Origin of the sequence: Cryobacterium sp. Y50 (assembly GCF_002929805.1) — a bacterium.
Lineage (GTDB): Bacteria > Actinomycetota > Actinomycetes > Actinomycetales > Microbacteriaceae > Cryobacterium.
In genome coordinates, this window is the sequence record NZ_PJJM01000104.1 from 131,743 (window position 1) to 145,730 (window position 13,988).

The 13,988-nt window shown below is 64.3% G+C and carries 15 protein-coding genes; 11 read left to right on the top strand and 4 right to left on the bottom strand.

Annotation, left to right across the window (positions count from 1 at the left end; translation table 11 throughout):
- Window positions 1-4 precede the first annotated feature (4 nt).
- Window positions 5-787 (top strand): 1-acyl-sn-glycerol-3-phosphate acyltransferase, encoded by a 783-nt coding sequence (locus CXY73_RS19500; RefSeq protein ID WP_104178658.1) that lies wholly within the window; start codon window positions 5-7, stop codon window positions 785-787.
- Window positions 788-931: 144 nt separating this feature from the next.
- Here CXY73_RS19500 and CXY73_RS19505 read toward each other — a convergent pair whose 3' ends face one another.
- Window positions 932-1,423: a flavin reductase family protein gene (locus CXY73_RS19505; RefSeq protein ID WP_233198492.1), complete on the bottom strand. Its 492-nt coding sequence runs from the start codon at window positions 1,421-1,423 to the stop codon at window positions 932-934.
- Window positions 1,424-1,643: 220 nt separating this feature from the next.
- Between CXY73_RS19505 and hisD the strand changes: the two genes are divergently transcribed.
- The 3 genes from hisD (at window position 1,644) to CXY73_RS19520 (ending at window position 4,638) form a co-directional block, all read left to right on the top strand.
- Complete coding sequence (gene hisD / locus CXY73_RS19510; protein ID WP_104139172.1) at window positions 1,644-2,954, top strand: histidinol dehydrogenase; 1,311 nt, start codon at window positions 1,644-1,646, stop codon at window positions 2,952-2,954.
- 87 nt (window positions 2,955-3,041) lie between these two features.
- A complete protein-coding gene (gene nrdR, locus CXY73_RS19515; RefSeq protein WP_104139175.1) occupies window positions 3,042-3,584 on the top strand; it encodes a transcriptional regulator NrdR in 543 nt (180 codons plus the stop codon).
- A 19-nt stretch (window positions 3,585-3,603) separates the two neighbouring features.
- Window positions 3,604-4,638 (top strand): quinone-dependent dihydroorotate dehydrogenase, encoded by a 1,035-nt coding sequence (locus CXY73_RS19520; protein ID WP_104178659.1) that lies wholly within the window; start codon window positions 3,604-3,606, stop codon window positions 4,636-4,638.
- 193 nt (window positions 4,639-4,831) lie between these two features.
- On the opposite strand, the gene CXY73_RS19525 is transcribed toward CXY73_RS19520, so the two are convergent.
- Window positions 4,832-5,854 carry an App1 family protein gene (locus CXY73_RS19525; protein ID WP_104178696.1) on the bottom strand — a complete coding sequence of 341 codons (1,023 nt, stop codon included), beginning with the start codon at window positions 5,852-5,854 and terminating at the stop codon, window positions 4,832-4,834.
- Between the two features lie 148 nt (window positions 5,855-6,002).
- On the opposite strand from CXY73_RS19525, the gene CXY73_RS19530 reads away from it, so the two are divergent.
- The 5 genes from CXY73_RS19530 to CXY73_RS19550 all read left to right on the top strand — a co-directional run bounded on the left by CXY73_RS19530 (window position 6,003) and on the right by CXY73_RS19550 (window position 10,056).
- Entirely contained in the window at window positions 6,003-6,680 is a 678-nt protein-coding gene (locus tag CXY73_RS19530) for a TetR/AcrR family transcriptional regulator (protein WP_104139181.1), read from the top strand.
- 138 nt (window positions 6,681-6,818) lie between these two features.
- Window positions 6,819-7,718, top strand: a complete 900-nt coding sequence (locus CXY73_RS19535; protein WP_104139184.1) for an ABC transporter ATP-binding protein — start codon at window positions 6,819-6,821, stop codon at window positions 7,716-7,718.
- Entirely contained in the window at window positions 7,715-8,395 is a 681-nt protein-coding gene (locus tag CXY73_RS19540) for an ABC transporter permease (RefSeq protein WP_104178660.1), read from the top strand. The genes CXY73_RS19535 and CXY73_RS19540 overlap by 4 nt, the downstream gene beginning before the upstream one ends.
- Window positions 8,392-9,099, top strand: coding sequence for an ABC transporter permease (locus tag CXY73_RS19545; protein WP_104139191.1), 708 nt, complete (start codon window positions 8,392-8,394; stop codon window positions 9,097-9,099). Before CXY73_RS19540 ends, CXY73_RS19545 begins: the two co-directional genes overlap by 4 nt.
- Before the next feature lie 30 nt (window positions 9,100-9,129).
- Window positions 9,130-10,056: an ABC transporter substrate-binding protein gene (locus CXY73_RS19550; protein WP_104139193.1), complete on the top strand. Its 927-nt coding sequence runs from the start codon at window positions 9,130-9,132 to the stop codon at window positions 10,054-10,056.
- A gap of 3 nt (window positions 10,057-10,059) precedes the next feature.
- On the opposite strand, the gene CXY73_RS19555 is transcribed toward CXY73_RS19550, so the two are convergent.
- Both CXY73_RS19555 and CXY73_RS19560 read right to left on the bottom strand, forming a co-directional pair.
- Window positions 10,060-11,034 (bottom strand): M56 family metallopeptidase, encoded by a 975-nt coding sequence (locus CXY73_RS19555; protein WP_104139196.1) that lies wholly within the window; start codon window positions 11,032-11,034, stop codon window positions 10,060-10,062.
- Window positions 11,035-11,059: 25 nt separating this feature from the next.
- Window positions 11,060-11,446 (bottom strand): BlaI/MecI/CopY family transcriptional regulator, encoded by a 387-nt coding sequence (locus CXY73_RS19560; protein ID WP_104139199.1) that lies wholly within the window; start codon window positions 11,444-11,446, stop codon window positions 11,060-11,062.
- 108 nt (window positions 11,447-11,554) lie between these two features.
- On the opposite strand from CXY73_RS19560, the gene CXY73_RS19565 reads away from it, so the two are divergent.
- Both CXY73_RS19565 and cydB read left to right on the top strand, forming a co-directional pair.
- Complete coding sequence (locus CXY73_RS19565) at window positions 11,555-12,967, top strand: cytochrome ubiquinol oxidase subunit I (RefSeq protein ID WP_104178661.1); 1,413 nt, start codon at window positions 11,555-11,557, stop codon at window positions 12,965-12,967.
- Between the two features lie 16 nt (window positions 12,968-12,983).
- Window positions 12,984-13,988 carry a cytochrome d ubiquinol oxidase subunit II gene (cydB, locus tag CXY73_RS19570; RefSeq protein ID WP_104178662.1) on the top strand — a complete coding sequence of 335 codons (1,005 nt, stop codon included), beginning with the start codon at window positions 12,984-12,986 and terminating at the stop codon, window positions 13,986-13,988.

Here is a 13,988-nt window from a genome sequence, read left to right on the forward strand (position 1 = left end):
ATGCATGCACAAGCGAGAGCCAATTTACGCGACCGCGATTGGCGCCGGACGCGCCCTGTTCGGCCTGCTCCGGGTACGCCGGACGACGACCGAGCTGGAACAGCTGCCGTCCACCGGCGGCGCAGTGCTCGCAATCACTCACTTCGGCTATCTCGACTTCGCCCTGGTCGAATGGGTCACCTGGCTGCACAATCGCCGGCACATCCGCTTCATGGTCAAGAAGGGCGCCTTCGACCAGCCGCTCGTCGGGCGGCTGCTGCGCGGCATGAAGCATATCTCCGTCGATATGGAGAGCGGCGGCGAGGCTTACGCGCAGGCCGTGACCGCGCTGTGTGAGGGCGAACTGCTTGGCGTGTTTCCCGAGGGCGGCGTCAACGCGTCGTTTACCGTGCGGGAGCTGAAGACCGGTGCTGTGCGAATGGCCCAGGCTGCGAACGTGCCGATCATCCCGGTGGCCGTGTGGGGTGGGCATCGCCTGATGACCAAGAACCACCGCTCGACACTGCGCGAACGGGTCGGCTTGCCGGTCAGCATCCGATTTGGCCAGCCGTTTCAAACGGATGCTGCTGGCCAGGACGGTGACGCTGCGGTCGCCACCCTGCGCCTGCACGCGGCCATGCAGTCCCTGGTCGACGCGGTGCAGTCGGAGTATGCGGTGCCGGGCTCGGGCCAGTGGTGGCAGCCTGCGCACCTCGGCGGAACCGCGCCGACCCCGACCGAGGCCGCCGTGGTCGAAGCCGAACGTCGTCGTCGCAAAGCCGCCGCAAAGCAAGCCGCCCAGAAGTAACTACGCGGCTCAACCAGGACCGGACCTCGGGCGCCCGATCGTTCGCGACGTGCTATCTTCGACCCTTTGAACGCCTGCCGAGGGGTCACGGTGGCACCTCGCGCCGGCGGGCGCTGCCGCGGCCCGCAGGGAGCAACGGCAGCTCTAGACGGCAGCGCCCGGAACCCGATAGGTACGCTCGTGGTAGAGCAGGGCCTCATCGTCGGCGCCCATGCCGCCGCCCTCGATCTGAACCACCACCACGGCGTTATTGTGCACCGACACTCGTTCGACAACCCGGCCGATCATCCAGCTGGTCACTCCGATCAAGACTGGAAGCCCATACGGCCCCGGCTCCCAGTGGTCACCGTCGAAGCGTTTGGCGTGCGGGCCCGCCAGCTTCTCGGCGATGGTCCGGTTCTGGGCACCGAGCATGTGGATGACCACGCGGTCGGCGACGGCGATGGCGGCCCAGGAGCTCGCAGATCGAGCCATGTTGAAGGTCGCCAGTGGCGGAACGGCAGAGAGTGAGGCGAGAGAGGTGGCGGTGAAGCCGACCGGGCTACCGTCGGGCGCGAGGGTCGTGATCGCGGCGACGCCGGCGGCATGACGGCGAAACGCGTGCTTGAACGCCGCGAGGTCATCGGGAGCATTCAGATCGGCTGCAAGCGGCGGGCCGGCAGACGGGAGCAGAGCGGTCGGGAACACAGTTGTTGCGGCTTCACTTATGACTTGGGGTTCAACGTTGCTTTGCATACTCAACCAACAATCTGTTTCACCTTTAGCCTATTCCCGCGCACGGCGTGTTGATGCGTGTTCGGTAGTCCGAGCGGCGGCGCCGGTCGACGCGCAGCGTTCACGGATAGGCTGGGTCACGATGATTCAGACTATTGACCTTCGCGGCACAGAACCGACCGCTGCCGACCTCTTGGCGTCCGTACCCCGTGCGCTGACCAGTGTCGCCGTCGCGGCCGATATCGCCGCCGAGCTTATTGCCGACGTGCGCGCGCGTGGCGAGGCCGCCCTGCTGGACCAGGCCGAACGCCTCGACCGGGTGCGCCCCGAGCAGGTGCGCGTTCCGGCCAGCCACATTGCCGACGCCATCGCCGGGCTTGACCCGGCCGTGCGCACAGCCATCACCGAAACTATTCGTCGCGTTCGCCTGGCCAGCGCCGCCCAGGTTCCGCCGTACGTGACTACCACGATCGAGGCCGGCGCCACCGTCACGCAACGCTGGCAGCCGGTGAACCGGGTCGGCCTCTACGTTCCCGGCGGCAAGGCGGTCTATCCGTCCAGCGTCGTGATGAACGTCGTACCCGCGCAGGTCTCCGGCGTGCGCTCGATTGCGCTCGCTTCGCCGCCGCAAAGCCACTTCGACGGACGCGTGCACCCGACCATCCTCGCCGTCGCCGGACTGCTCGGCGTCGATGAGATCTACGCCATGGGCGGCGCGGGTGCGATCGGAGCCCTCGCCTACGGCGTCGAAGGCATCGGCCTCGACCCGGTGCAGATCGTCACCGGTCCCGGCAACGTCTACGTTGCCGCAGCCAAACGCCTCATTCGCGGCCAGGCCGGAATCGATTCCGAAGCCGGTCCCACCGATATTCTCGTGATAGCGGACGCCGCCGCCGACCCGCTGCTCGTCGCCGCCGACCTGGTCAGCCAGGCCGAGCATGACGAGCTCGCCGCAGCGGTGCTCGTGACCGACTCGTTTGAACTCGCCGAAGCCGTGGCGGCGCGCCTGAGCGTGCTGGCAGCATCCACTGCCCACAGCGAACGGGTGACCGCGGCGCTCGGCGGCCGCCAGTCGGCGATCGTGCTCGTCGACAGCCTGCAGGTTGCCGCCGCGTTCAGCAACGCCTTCGGGCCGGAACACCTCGAAATTCAGACCAGCGACCCCGATGCCGTGCTGGCCGCGATTGAAAACGCTGGGGCCATCTTTCTCGGCCCGTATTCGCCGGTAAGCCTCGGCGACTACGTCGCCGGCTCCAATCACGTGCTGCCCACTGGGGGAGCGGCCCGGTTCTCCTCTGCACTCGGCGCCTACACGTTCCTGCGGCCCCAGCAGGTCGTACGGTACGATCGCCGGGCGCTTGAGGCCGTTGCCGGTCACATTGCAGCGCTCTCCAACGCCGAGGCGCTCCCCGCACACGGCGACGCCGTAACCGCGCGGTTCACTCCCAGGTAGACCCGTTGCAGGAGAGCGGGTGAATGGTTACCTCCCCCGCTCTTGTGGAGCAGCGGGGGTGGTAGGGACCGGTAGACTGGTAGCACAATGTTTTGCCCGTTCTGTCGCCACCCCGATTCCCGAGTCATCGACTCGCGTACGAGCGACGACGGCCTCTCGATTCGCCGCCGCCGTCAGTGTCCCGAATGCGGTCGCCGCTTCAGTACCACCGAAACAGCGAGCCTGAACATCATCAAGCGCAGCGGCGTGGTCGAGCCGTTCAGCCGCGAGAAGATCGTCACCGGCGTGCGCAAGGCCTGCCAGGGCAGACCGGTTACCGACTCCGACCTGGCGATGCTGGCCCAGAAGGTTGAAGAGACGATTCGGCAGACCGGGGCGGCACAGATCGAGGCCAACGACATCGGCCTGGCGATCCTCCCGCCGCTTCGCGACCTTGACGAGGTCGCGTACCTGCGCTTCGCGAGCGTGTACCAGGGCTTCGATTCGCTCGACGACTTCGAGAGCGCCATAGCGCAGCTGCGCACCGAGCATAAAGCCGTTCAGGCGAGCAAACGCGCGCAACAAGCGGATGCTGCCGGCGCCATCGCCACCGCGGCGGAGTCCACGTCTACCAGTTCTACTAAACCGTAGGCGTAGGGTTCAAGGCGCGATGTATCCACTGTTCTTCAAATTCGTGCTCACCAGGATGGACCCCGAGCGCGCCCACCACCTCGCGTTCACCGTCATCCGCTTCCTTCCGAGCCTCGGAATTGGTCGCCTCGTTCACCTCTTCACCCGGCCGCGCACCGACCTCGCCGTCAACACCCTCGGCCTGCACTTCGACTCACCGTTCGGCGTCGCCGCCGGATTCGATAAAGACGGCGAGGCCGTCATCGGACTCGGCCAGCTCGGCTTCGGCCACGTCGAGGTCGGCACCCTCACCGCGCTCAGCCAGCCCGGCAACCCGACCCCGCGACTCTTTCGGCTGGTGGCCGATCGCGCCGTCATCAACCGCATGGGCTTCAACAACCACGGTGCCGCGGCCGCCGTCGATCGACTTGCCCGCGTACGTGCCGTACGCGGGCGCCCCGTGCTCGGCATCAACATCGGCAAGAGCCGTGTCACCGCCGTCGAGAACGCGACGGTCGACTACCTGCAGAGCGCCAAAACCCTCGCCGTCCTCGCCGACTATCTCGTCGTCAACGTCAGCTCGCCCAATACCCCGGGCCTGCGCGGCCTGCAGGAACTTGACCAGCTCGCGCCGCTGCTGACCGCGGTCAAACAGGCTGCCGGCGCTACCCCGCTGCTCGTGAAAATCGCCCCCGACCTAGCGGATGCCGAGGTCGCCCGCATCGCCACTCTCGCTGTTTCCCTCGGGCTCGACGGAATCATCGCCACCAATACCACGATCTCCCGCACCGGCCTGAAAACAGACGCCGTGACCATCGCCGCTGCCGGGGCTGGTGGCCTGTCCGGTGCCCCGCTCGGTGCCCGTTCCCTCGCCGTCCTGCACCAGATTCGCGCTGTCGTGCCCGACGATTTCTGCGTCATCTCGGTCGGCGGCGTCGATACGGCCGCCCAGGTCGCTGAACGCCTGGCTGCCGGAGCAACCCTCGTGCAGGGCTACACGGCGTTTCTCTACCGCGGTCCGCTCTGGGCCCTCCAGATAAACCGCGGCCTCGACCGCCTCCTCGCCGCTCGCTGAAGCGACCGCCGATCGAACCGGCAGCTGGGCTCCTGGCCCGTTTCCGGTGCACAAGACGTGCGCACGGGGTTGCGGAAGTGGGAGCGGCGCGCATCCGTTGAGGGAGAGCTCATTGCGCGGGGGCTGCGCCCGTACGCGAAAGTTCCGGCGTGGCCAGAAATCCCGTGCGGCGTGAAAATATCTTGAATGCGGGCTAGAGCAGGCCGTGTTCGGCGAGCTGGCTCGACAGGCTCGAGCCGTCCGGACCATAGACCCAGGGGACCTCCGGGCCGCCCTCGATCAAGACGGCATCGCGGGACCGGCCACCGGCGAGTACGGCTTCGCTGGGGGAGAGCTGGCGAATGGCGACAGCGGCGACGCTGCTGGGGTAGTCGCGCTGAAAGTCGCTGTAGATGGCTTCGTCGTGCTGGCCATCGTCACCGATCAGAATCCAGCGGATGTGTGGAAACTGCTCGGCAAGTCGCCGCAGGTTGTCCCGTTTGTGCGCACTGCCACTGCGAAACCAGCGGTCGTGGGTTGGACCCCAGTCCGTCAGGAGCAACGCCCCGGCCGGGTACAGGTTGCGGGAGAGAAAACGGGACAGCGTCGGCGCCACGTTCCAGGCTCCGGTCGAGAGATAGATGACCGGAGCACCCGGGGTGAACGACGCGAGCCGTTCCAGAAAGACCGCCATGCCCGGCGTCGGTACCCGGGCATGCTCGTCGAGCACAAACGTGTTCCAGGCTGCCAGCAGGGGGCGGGGGAGGGTTGTGACCATGACAGTGTCGTCGACATCGGAAACGACACCGTAGCCCACCGTCGGGGCAACGACGAAGATAGGGGCATGCTGAACGTCGGAGAATTCGGTGTGCAGTCGGGCGACGTGCCAGCCCGGGGGTAACGATACGGGCACCACAGTGTCGACGACCCCGCCCCGGTCGGCCTGCACATGATGGGTCTGGCCGTCAATCTCGATCGTGACCGTTACGTCGTTGACCGGAACGCTCGTGAAGCTTCGCCAGCCTCGAATACCGGCATCGCGGCCATCCGCTCTCGGACGCTTTTGCCTTTTTTCGGGCTTGTCCGGCTTGGCCAGGAGCACCCGGCAGAGAATGCGCACCCAATCGGTAGAGCCATAGCCGGAATATGGAATAACGGTCGGCCGGTAGCCGCGGCGACGGGCGGAGTGTTCGCGCCGATCGTGCAGCCAGTCCTCGATCCGGGCGGCGCGGTGCATGATTCGCACGGGACTGGTCGCGTTCGGCGTGTTGTCTCGGGACTCTGGCACTCCCTTATTCTGCCATGCTTGCTGTGCATCCCCCGATCAGAGCTGTATAAATGGGGTTTTACCCCGTATGATGATGATTTATCTTCAAGGGGGATAAATGTCGCTTGGTGGCCTATTAGGTGAAGACGCCGGTACCGCACTACAGCAGGTGCGCACCGAACCGATTCAGCAGCGCAGTGCAGCACGGTTGTCCGGTTTACTCGATGCCGCAGCTGCGGTCGTGGACGAGGTCGGTTTCGACCGCATCACGACTGCGATGATCGCTGAGCGTGCCGGTGCGTCGATCGGAACGGTCTACCGCTACTACCCCGACCGGGTGGCCGTTCTGCACGCCCTCCACGAGCGTGCCGTCGCACGTTTTCGGCAGCGCGTCGTCGACGAACTCGGTGCCGGCACCCTCACTACTTGGTGGGACGCTGTCGACTGTGTCGTCACGGCCTTCGTTGGTCTGTACCGTTCAGAGCCCGGCTTTCGTATTGTCAACTTCGACGACCGAGACGGTGTGCCGGCAGCGGATGTCGTGGCTGACGTTGATTTCTTCGCCCGTCGCCTGGCCGATGTCCTCGTGAACGAGTTCGAGCTGCCCGCCGGTCCGGAGCTCATCTTTCGCCTTGAGGTCGCCGTTGAAATGGCAGACGCGTTATTGGCCCGTGCATTCCACAGCGAGCCGCTCGGCGACGACCGGTTCATCGATGAGTGCCGTCTGGTGCTGCGGAACTACCTGGACGGGTTCTACAGCCCGCAGGCGCTCAACGTTCTCGCCACTGCGTCCTAGAACGTCGGCCCCGCGAGTCCTGCGCGTTCGCCGAGAGGTGAATGGTTTACGGTCCTTCATTTTGCCTATCGTGTGAAATGGTGGTTTGGTTAACATCTGGTTTGTACTGAATCGACCCGATGTGAGGAACGAGCCACCATGATCGAATTTCGTTCGGTGACCAAGCGTTTCCCCGACGGTACCGTTGCCGTTGACAATTTCAGCCTCGTCTTGCCCTCGCGCAGGACTACTGTACTGGTCGGCACGTCCGGGTCCGGCAAGACCACCCTGCTGCGCATGATCAACCGCATGGTGGATCCCACGAGCGGAACGGTCGAGATCGACGGGGCCGATATCGGCACGCTTGAACCGGTCAAGCTACGGCGCAGCATCGGTTACGTCATGCAGAATTCCGGGCTCCTACCCCACCGCAAGGTCATCGATAACGTCGCAACGGTACCGATGCTGCGTGGACTGAACCGAAAAAAGGCCAGGGCAGACGCGCTGCGCCTGCTCGATACCGTTGGTCTGGACCGGTCGCTCGCCGACAAATACCCCAGCCAGCTCTCCGGTGGACAGCAACAGCGCGTGGGCGTTGCCCGTGGTCTCGCCGTAGATCCCAACATTTTGCTGATGGACGAACCGTTCGGAGCCGTCGATCCCATCGTGCGTGCCGAGCTACAGCAGGAGTTGCTACGACTGCAGCGTGAACTCGACAAGACGGTCGTTTTCGTCACGCACGATATTGACGAAGCTTTTCTGCTCGGCGATCAGGTGGTGATCCTGCGCACCGGCGGCAAGATCGCGCAGGTCGGCACCCCAGCGGAGATTTTGGCCAATCCGGCCGACGAGTTCGTGTCGAGCTTTATTGGGGCCGAGCGTGGAAAGCGTTCGCTGCATTTTGAAAACCACGGGCAGGGCGATGTGCTCGTCGATGGGGACGGGCGTCTGGCCGGGGTTCTCGTCGACGCACCAGCCGCCCAGGCAAAAGCCGCTCAGGCAAAGGCCGGTCCTGTTTCGGGTCCGGGTGCTTCGGCGCAGGGTGTCGAGGCGCGGTGACCTGGGTCTGGTCGAACCTCGACTTCATCTGGGATCGCACGCTCGATCACCTGCTTTTGAGCGTGCCTCCGATCATCCTAAGTTTTCTGATCGCGGTGCCGCTGGGCTGGCTCGCCCACCGCTACCGGGTGAGTCGTGGCATCATCCTCACGGTCGTCGGACTGTTTTATGCGGTTCCGTCGCTGCCGCTCTTCATCCTTTTGCCCTTCATCGTCGGAACCAGCGTGCGATCCCCGCTCAATCTCATCATTGCGCTCACCCTCTACGGAGTGGCTCTGCTGGCGCGGGTGGTGGCCGATGGCCTGGAGTCGGTGGACCGCGAAGTGCGGCAATCTGCCACGGCCGTCGGATTCTCGGCGCGGAGTCAGTTTTGGCAGGTAGAGCTTCCCCTAGCCGGCCCGGTGCTGCTGGCCGGGCTCCGCGTGGTCGCGGTGAGTACGGTCAGCCTCGCTACCGTGGGAGCTGTCATCGGTGCGCAAAGTCTCGGAAGTTTGTTCACCGATGGGTTCCAACGGGGCATCCAGGCCGAGATCGTTGCCGGAATTGTAGCCACGGTGGCGTTGGCGCTGCTCCTCGACGGCATACTGGTTCTTCTCGGCCGGATGATCATGCCGTGGACCCGACCACACGCCGCCGGTGCCCGGCGCGTCGCCGTGCTCCAGCGGGTGGCAGTATGAACTTCTTCATTGAGGCCCTGCACTGGCTGGTCGAACCGGCCAACTACGCGGGGGACGGTGCCATCGGCATCCGCGTTCTGCAGCACCTCGGTTTCACCGCCGTCACGCTGCTGTTTGCGTCGGTCATCGCTATTCCCATCGGCTTTCTGATTGGTCACACCGGCCGCGGACGCGGTCTGGCGGTCGCCGGGGCTGGCGCCCTCCGCGCCATCCCCACCCTGGGTCTGCTGACGATCGTGGCCTTGTGGGTGGGAATCGGGTTGAACGCCCCATACGTTGCCCTGACCGTCCTGGCGATTCCGCCGATTCTCGCCGGCGCGTACACGGGGTTTCAGGCCATTGACCGCACGACGGTCGATGCTGCCCGCGCGGTCGGCATGTCGGAGGGCCAAATCGTGCGCCTGGTCGAAATGCCCCTCGGGCTTCCGCTGCTGATCGGCGGCCTGCGCTCGGCCACCCTGCAGATCGTCGCAACGGCCACCCTTGCCGCCTACGTTGCCGATTTCGGCCTCGGCCGGTTCCTGTTCGCCGGGTTGAAAACCCGGGACTACGGTGAGATGCTCGGCGGGTCGATTCTTGTTATCCTGCTTGCGCTGGCGCTTGAAGGAGCATTCGCGCTCGTGAGTATTCTGATCGTTCCACGCGGTGTCACCGCGGGACGACCCACAGACATTCGGGTGAGGTCGAAAGACCTGACCCGATGATGGAATCCCCCATCGAGGAAGGAAGAACACATGTTCACAATACAAAAAGGCCGACTCGCGCTCGTTAGCGCCGTCGCGGTTGGGGCCGTAGTAGCCCTTGCAGGGTGTGCGTCCGGTGATCCGCTGGGCACTGGAAGTACGACAGCGAGCGAATCGGACACGTTGGTGGTTGGATCGCAGGACTACTATTCCAACGCCATCATCGCCGAGATCTACTCGCAGGCCCTCGAGGCCAACGGATTCACGGTGGAGCGTTCGTACCGTATCGGCCAGCGTGAGGTTTATCTGCCCGATCTCGAAGCGGGTGGTATTGACGTGTTTCCCGAATACACCGGCAGCCTGCTGCAGGCACTCGACGGTGAAGCCGCCGGCGGCACCAGCGATGCGACCTACACGCAGTTGCAGGAAGCTCTCCCCGACGGCCTGCGCGTGCTCGATAAAGCAGATGCCTCCGACCAGAATTCCTGGACGGTCACTAAGGACTTCGCTACGAAATACAACCTCACCGACATCGCTTCACTCAGCAACGTCACCGAGTCGATCACGGTCGGCGGAAACTCCGAACTCGAGACGCGCCCATACGGACCGACCGCGCTGAAGGAAAAGTATGGCATCGACATCGCCGGTTTCAGTCCCGTTGAAGACAGCGGCGGACAGATCACGGTCGACGCCCTTGTTGCCGGAGATATCCAGTTGGCGAACATTTACACGGCGAGCCCGCTGATTGACTCGTCCAATCTCGTCGCGCTGACCGACCCTGACGGACTGTTCTTTTCGGACAACGTTGTGCCGGTGGTGTCGAACAAGGTGGACGCGGCAGCCGCCGAGGTTTTGAACGCGGTCAGCGCCGCGTTGTCGGCTGCCGACCTGGCGACACTCAACTCACAGAGTGTGACCGACGAGACCTCAGAAGACGTGATCGCGGCCGACTGGCTCAAGCAGGCCGACCTCTTCTAGTAGTCAGGAGCCGAGCAGAATATAGGCCGGCCCGGCCAGGAGCGCCACCGACACGGTGAGCGCTCCGGCCGTGGCAGCGCGGCGCAGGGGTGCTATCGGGTGCACCAGACGTGCGACCCGCGGCGATACCTGATTCACCGGGTGCTCCGGTGCAGCGGCGACTGAAGCGGATGCCGCGGCGGTAGCCCTCGCATCCGCTACAGGTGGCGGCTGTGCGGTAAAGCCGGCGACTGCAAAGCCAACGAGCGCGATCGCGTGGGCGAGGGTGTGATCGTCGACGACGCGGCGGGCGTGATCGTCCGCGAGCATCTCGACCAGTAGTGCCACCGCGTTTTCGGCCCGATTGGCGATGGGAAACCAGGGCAGGGCGCTGTGCCAGCTCTTGAAGGCCAGCAACACTAGGTGGTGCCGTTGCACGAGGTGTGCCTGTTCGTGGGCGATCACCGCGCGCACCTGATCGGCATCGAGCAGGCGCAGCAGTCCATTGGAGAGCACGGTCGCCGAGTGGCCGGCCCCGGGCAGGCAATAGGCCACTGGCGCCGGATGGTCGATGACGCGCATGCCCGGCTGACCATGCAGGGGGTCGCTGAGCAAAATGATGAGCGTGTGGTGCCGTCGCCGTTGCCGCTCGGCGCGCACGAAGGTCGCGAGCAGGTTCAACAGCAGGTGAGTGCCGAGTAGAACGGCGGCCCCGAGTGCGAGTACGTGGGTGAAACTGATTCCGGCGGGGAGCGTGCCGGCGCGCAGATCGTCGCCCAGTGCCATGAGGCTGTGCCCCAGATCGTTACCGAAGGGAAACAAGCCGTAGAGCAGAAAGGACCCGATCATGGATACCCCACCGGACAGGGCGATGGCTTGCCAGAGCACAAGGGCGATACCGGGGGAGCGGGCCGGCCAGTGGGAACGGGCCAGCACAACCGGAACCGGCCAGGCCAGCAGCACGGCCAGGAGGCCCAGTGCCGCGGCGGCGGTGATCACGAGGGTTGGTCAGCCGACACGTCGCTCAGGCGCTGTCGGACGTGGCGACACCCAGCAATTGGCGCAGCGTCTCGGCTTCCTGTGGGGTCACGTCGCCGATGAACCGGGCCAGGGTCGCCTGGCGGTCGGGCACCTGCCCGAGCACCTCGTGCATGAGGCCGGCCGTGTGGTCCGCGCGGGTCATGACCGCGGAATAGGCATGGGGACGGATGCCGCGATCGCGCGTGACAAAGCCTTTGGTTTCGAGCCGGGAGAGCACAGTAAGAATTGTCGTCGTCGCCAGGCGCTTGGCCGGAGCGGCCGAATTGTCGGGATGAATCAGGGCATCCTTGAGCTCGTTAGCAGTGAACGGTGACGAGGAGTTCCAAAGGACATCCATCATCATCCGTTCGAGCACACCCAAGTTTCCCATGAGGCCCACACTACGCCGCAAAACTGTAAGTTTCTACACGTTGTAGAAGAGTAATGTTCTACATGGCGTAGAAAACCATGCGCGAGTATCACAAATGCTGGAGGGCAGATGAACGAGTGGTTGGATCCCTTACTCCTCTCACGGTGGCAGTTCGGTCTCACAACCGTCTATCACTTTCTTTTCGTCCCCCTCACGATCGGCCTGGCTCTCACGGTCGCGATCTTTCAGACGGCGTGGGTGCGCACCGACAAGATCAAGTACCTGCAGCTGACGCACTTCTTCGGCAAGATCTTTCTGATCAACTTCGCCATGGGCGTCGTGACCGGCATCGTGCAGGAGTTTCAGTTCGGGATGAACTGGTCCGACTACTCACGCTTCGTCGGTGACGTCTTCGGCGCCCCGCTCGCGTTCGAGGGTATCGTCGCCTTCTTCCTCGAGGCGACATTTATCGGGCTCTGGATCTTCGGCTGGGACAAGCTACCCAAGAAGATTCACCTTGCGACCATCTGGCTCACGGCTATCGGCTCGATCGCCTCGGCCTACTTCATCCTCGCGGCGAACGCGTTCATGCAGAACCCGATCGCTTATACGATCAACGAGGAGAAGGGACGGGCAGAACTCACCAGTATCTGGGAACTGCTCACGAATCCCATTGCCCTCGCCGCGTTTCCACACACGATTTTCGCCTGTTTCATGGTTTCGGCCGGACTGATCATCTCGGTTGCCGCCTGGCATCTGTACCGCAATCAGCACCTCGACACGATGCGTCCGGCACTCAAATTCGGTCTCTGGATGATGGTCATTGCTGGCGTGCTTACCACGCTCGCCGGTGACCAGCTGGGCCTGGCCATGGTCGAAGCCCAGCCGATGAAGATGGCCGCTGCCGAAGCGCTGTATGTCACCGCGGCCGGCGCAGAGGCATCGTTCTCTATCTTCACCCTCGGCACGCCCGACGGCGTGAATGAGCTGTTCTCGGTGCGCATTCCGTACCTGCTCTCGTTCCTCTCCACCCATACCTTCGACGGCACCGTCGAAGGTATCGACAACCTGCAGGCACAGTACGTCGGTGCGTTTGGCCCCGGCGACTACACCCCGACCATCTGGATCACGTACTGGTCGTTCCGCTGGATGATCGGCCTCGGCCCGGCGCACATCCTGGTCGCCGTGGCCGGCCTGTTCTTCACCCGCAAGAACGCCAGGCCGACCCGCCCGTGGATGTGGAAGGTCGCGATTTGGAGCTTCCCAATGTCGCTGCTGGCCATGAGCGTCGGCTGGGTCTTCACCGAGATGGGCCGCCAACCGTGGCTGGTCTTCGGACTGCTGCGCACGCAGGACGGCGTTTCGCCCGGCGTCAGTGGCGTGGAGATTCTGATCTCCCTGATCGCCTTCACTTTGATCTACGGAATCCTCGCGGTGGTCGAGTTCAAACTCATTCTCAAGGCCGTTCAGAAAGGCCCCGACGATGCGCCGGTGCCCGACGCCGAAACCGGCGAACTCCAGCACGCTGCCACGGTCTACTAGAAAAGGAGACGACACTATGGATCTCACAATTCTTTGGTTCTGGATCATCGCCGTCATGTTCATCGGGTACTTCGTGCTCGACGGCTTCGACTTCGGGGTCGGCATGTCCCTGCCTTTTCTCGGCAAGGACGACACCGATCGCCGCGTTCTCATCAACACCATCGGTCCGGTCTGGGACCTCAACGAAACCTGGGTCATCGTCGCCGGGGCGTCGCTGTTCGCAGCGTTCCCCGAGTGGTATGCGACCATGTTCAGCGGCTTCTACCTGCCATTGCTGCTCATCCTGCTAGCGCTGATCCTGCGCGGCGTTTCGTTCGAATACCGGCACCAGCGCCCCGAATCGCAGTGGAAGAAGTGGTTCGACGGCATGATCATCGTCGGCTCGGCCGTTCCGGCGCTGCTCTGGGGCGTCGCCTTCGCCAACGTCGTGCGTGGCGTGAACCTCGACGCCAATCACGACTATGCCGGCACGATCTTCGATCTGCTGGGCCCCTACGCCCTGCTCGGCGGCGTCACGACGCTGCTGTTGTTCTTCGTGCACGGTGTCGTGTTCATCTCGCTCAAGACCGAGGGTGACATCCGGCTGCGGGCGCGCAAATTGGCCATGCAGTCCGGAATCGTCACGATCGTCGTCGCGGCCACTTTCCTGGCCTGGACGACCCTTGCGTACGGCACCTCGGCATCTGCTTTGCTTGCCGCCGCCGCTGCCGTCGCGTTGATCGCCTCGTTCGTGGCCAACCTGCGCGGCGCCGAACGACTTGCCTTCGGCCTGATGGCCGCCACGATCGGTCTGGCGGTGCTGACCCTTTTCGCGTCGCTCTTTCCCGACGTCATGCCCGCCAGCAACGACCCGGCCAACAGCCTGACTATCGCAAACGCCTCGTCCTCGGCCTACACGCTCGGCGTGATGAGCTGGACAGCACTGATCGGGATGCCCGTCATCCTGCTCTACCAGGGCTGGACCTACTGGGTGTTCCGCAAGCGCATCGGACGAGCGCACATTGAGGTCGCCGTACACTGA

What these genes read in the sequence shown, in the direction of transcription:
- CXY73_RS19530 (WP_104139181.1), top strand. Translation starts at nt 6,003, where the DNA reads ATGTCGCTTGGTGGCCTATTAGGTGAAGACGCCGGTACCGCACTACAG.
- CXY73_RS19545 (WP_104139191.1), top strand. Translation starts at nt 8,392, where the DNA reads ATGAACTTCTTCATTGAGGCCCTGCACTGGCTGGTCGAACCGGCCAAC.
- CXY73_RS19535 (WP_104139184.1), top strand. Translation starts at nt 6,819, where the DNA reads ATGATCGAATTTCGTTCGGTGACCAAGCGTTTCCCCGACGGTACCGTT.
- cydB (WP_104178662.1), top strand. Translation starts at nt 12,984, where the DNA reads ATGGATCTCACAATTCTTTGGTTCTGGATCATCGCCGTCATGTTCATC.
- CXY73_RS19560 (WP_104139199.1), bottom strand. Translation starts at nt 11,446, where the DNA reads ATGGGAAACTTGGGTGTGCTCGAACGGATGATGATGGATGTCCTTTGG.
- CXY73_RS19550 (WP_104139193.1), top strand. Translation starts at nt 9,130, where the DNA reads ATGTTCACAATACAAAAAGGCCGACTCGCGCTCGTTAGCGCCGTCGCG.
- CXY73_RS19520 (WP_104178659.1), top strand. Translation starts at nt 3,604, where the DNA reads ATGTATCCACTGTTCTTCAAATTCGTGCTCACCAGGATGGACCCCGAG.
- CXY73_RS19525 (WP_104178696.1), bottom strand. Translation starts at nt 5,854, where the DNA reads ATGCACCGCGCCGCCCGGATCGAGGACTGGCTGCACGATCGGCGCGAA.
- hisD (WP_104139172.1), top strand. Translation starts at nt 1,644, where the DNA reads ATGATTCAGACTATTGACCTTCGCGGCACAGAACCGACCGCTGCCGAC.
- CXY73_RS19500 (WP_104178658.1), top strand. Translation starts at nt 5, where the DNA reads ATGCACAAGCGAGAGCCAATTTACGCGACCGCGATTGGCGCCGGACGC.
- CXY73_RS19565 (WP_104178661.1), top strand. Translation starts at nt 11,555, where the DNA reads ATGAACGAGTGGTTGGATCCCTTACTCCTCTCACGGTGGCAGTTCGGT.
- nrdR (WP_104139175.1), top strand. Translation starts at nt 3,042, where the DNA reads ATGTTTTGCCCGTTCTGTCGCCACCCCGATTCCCGAGTCATCGACTCG.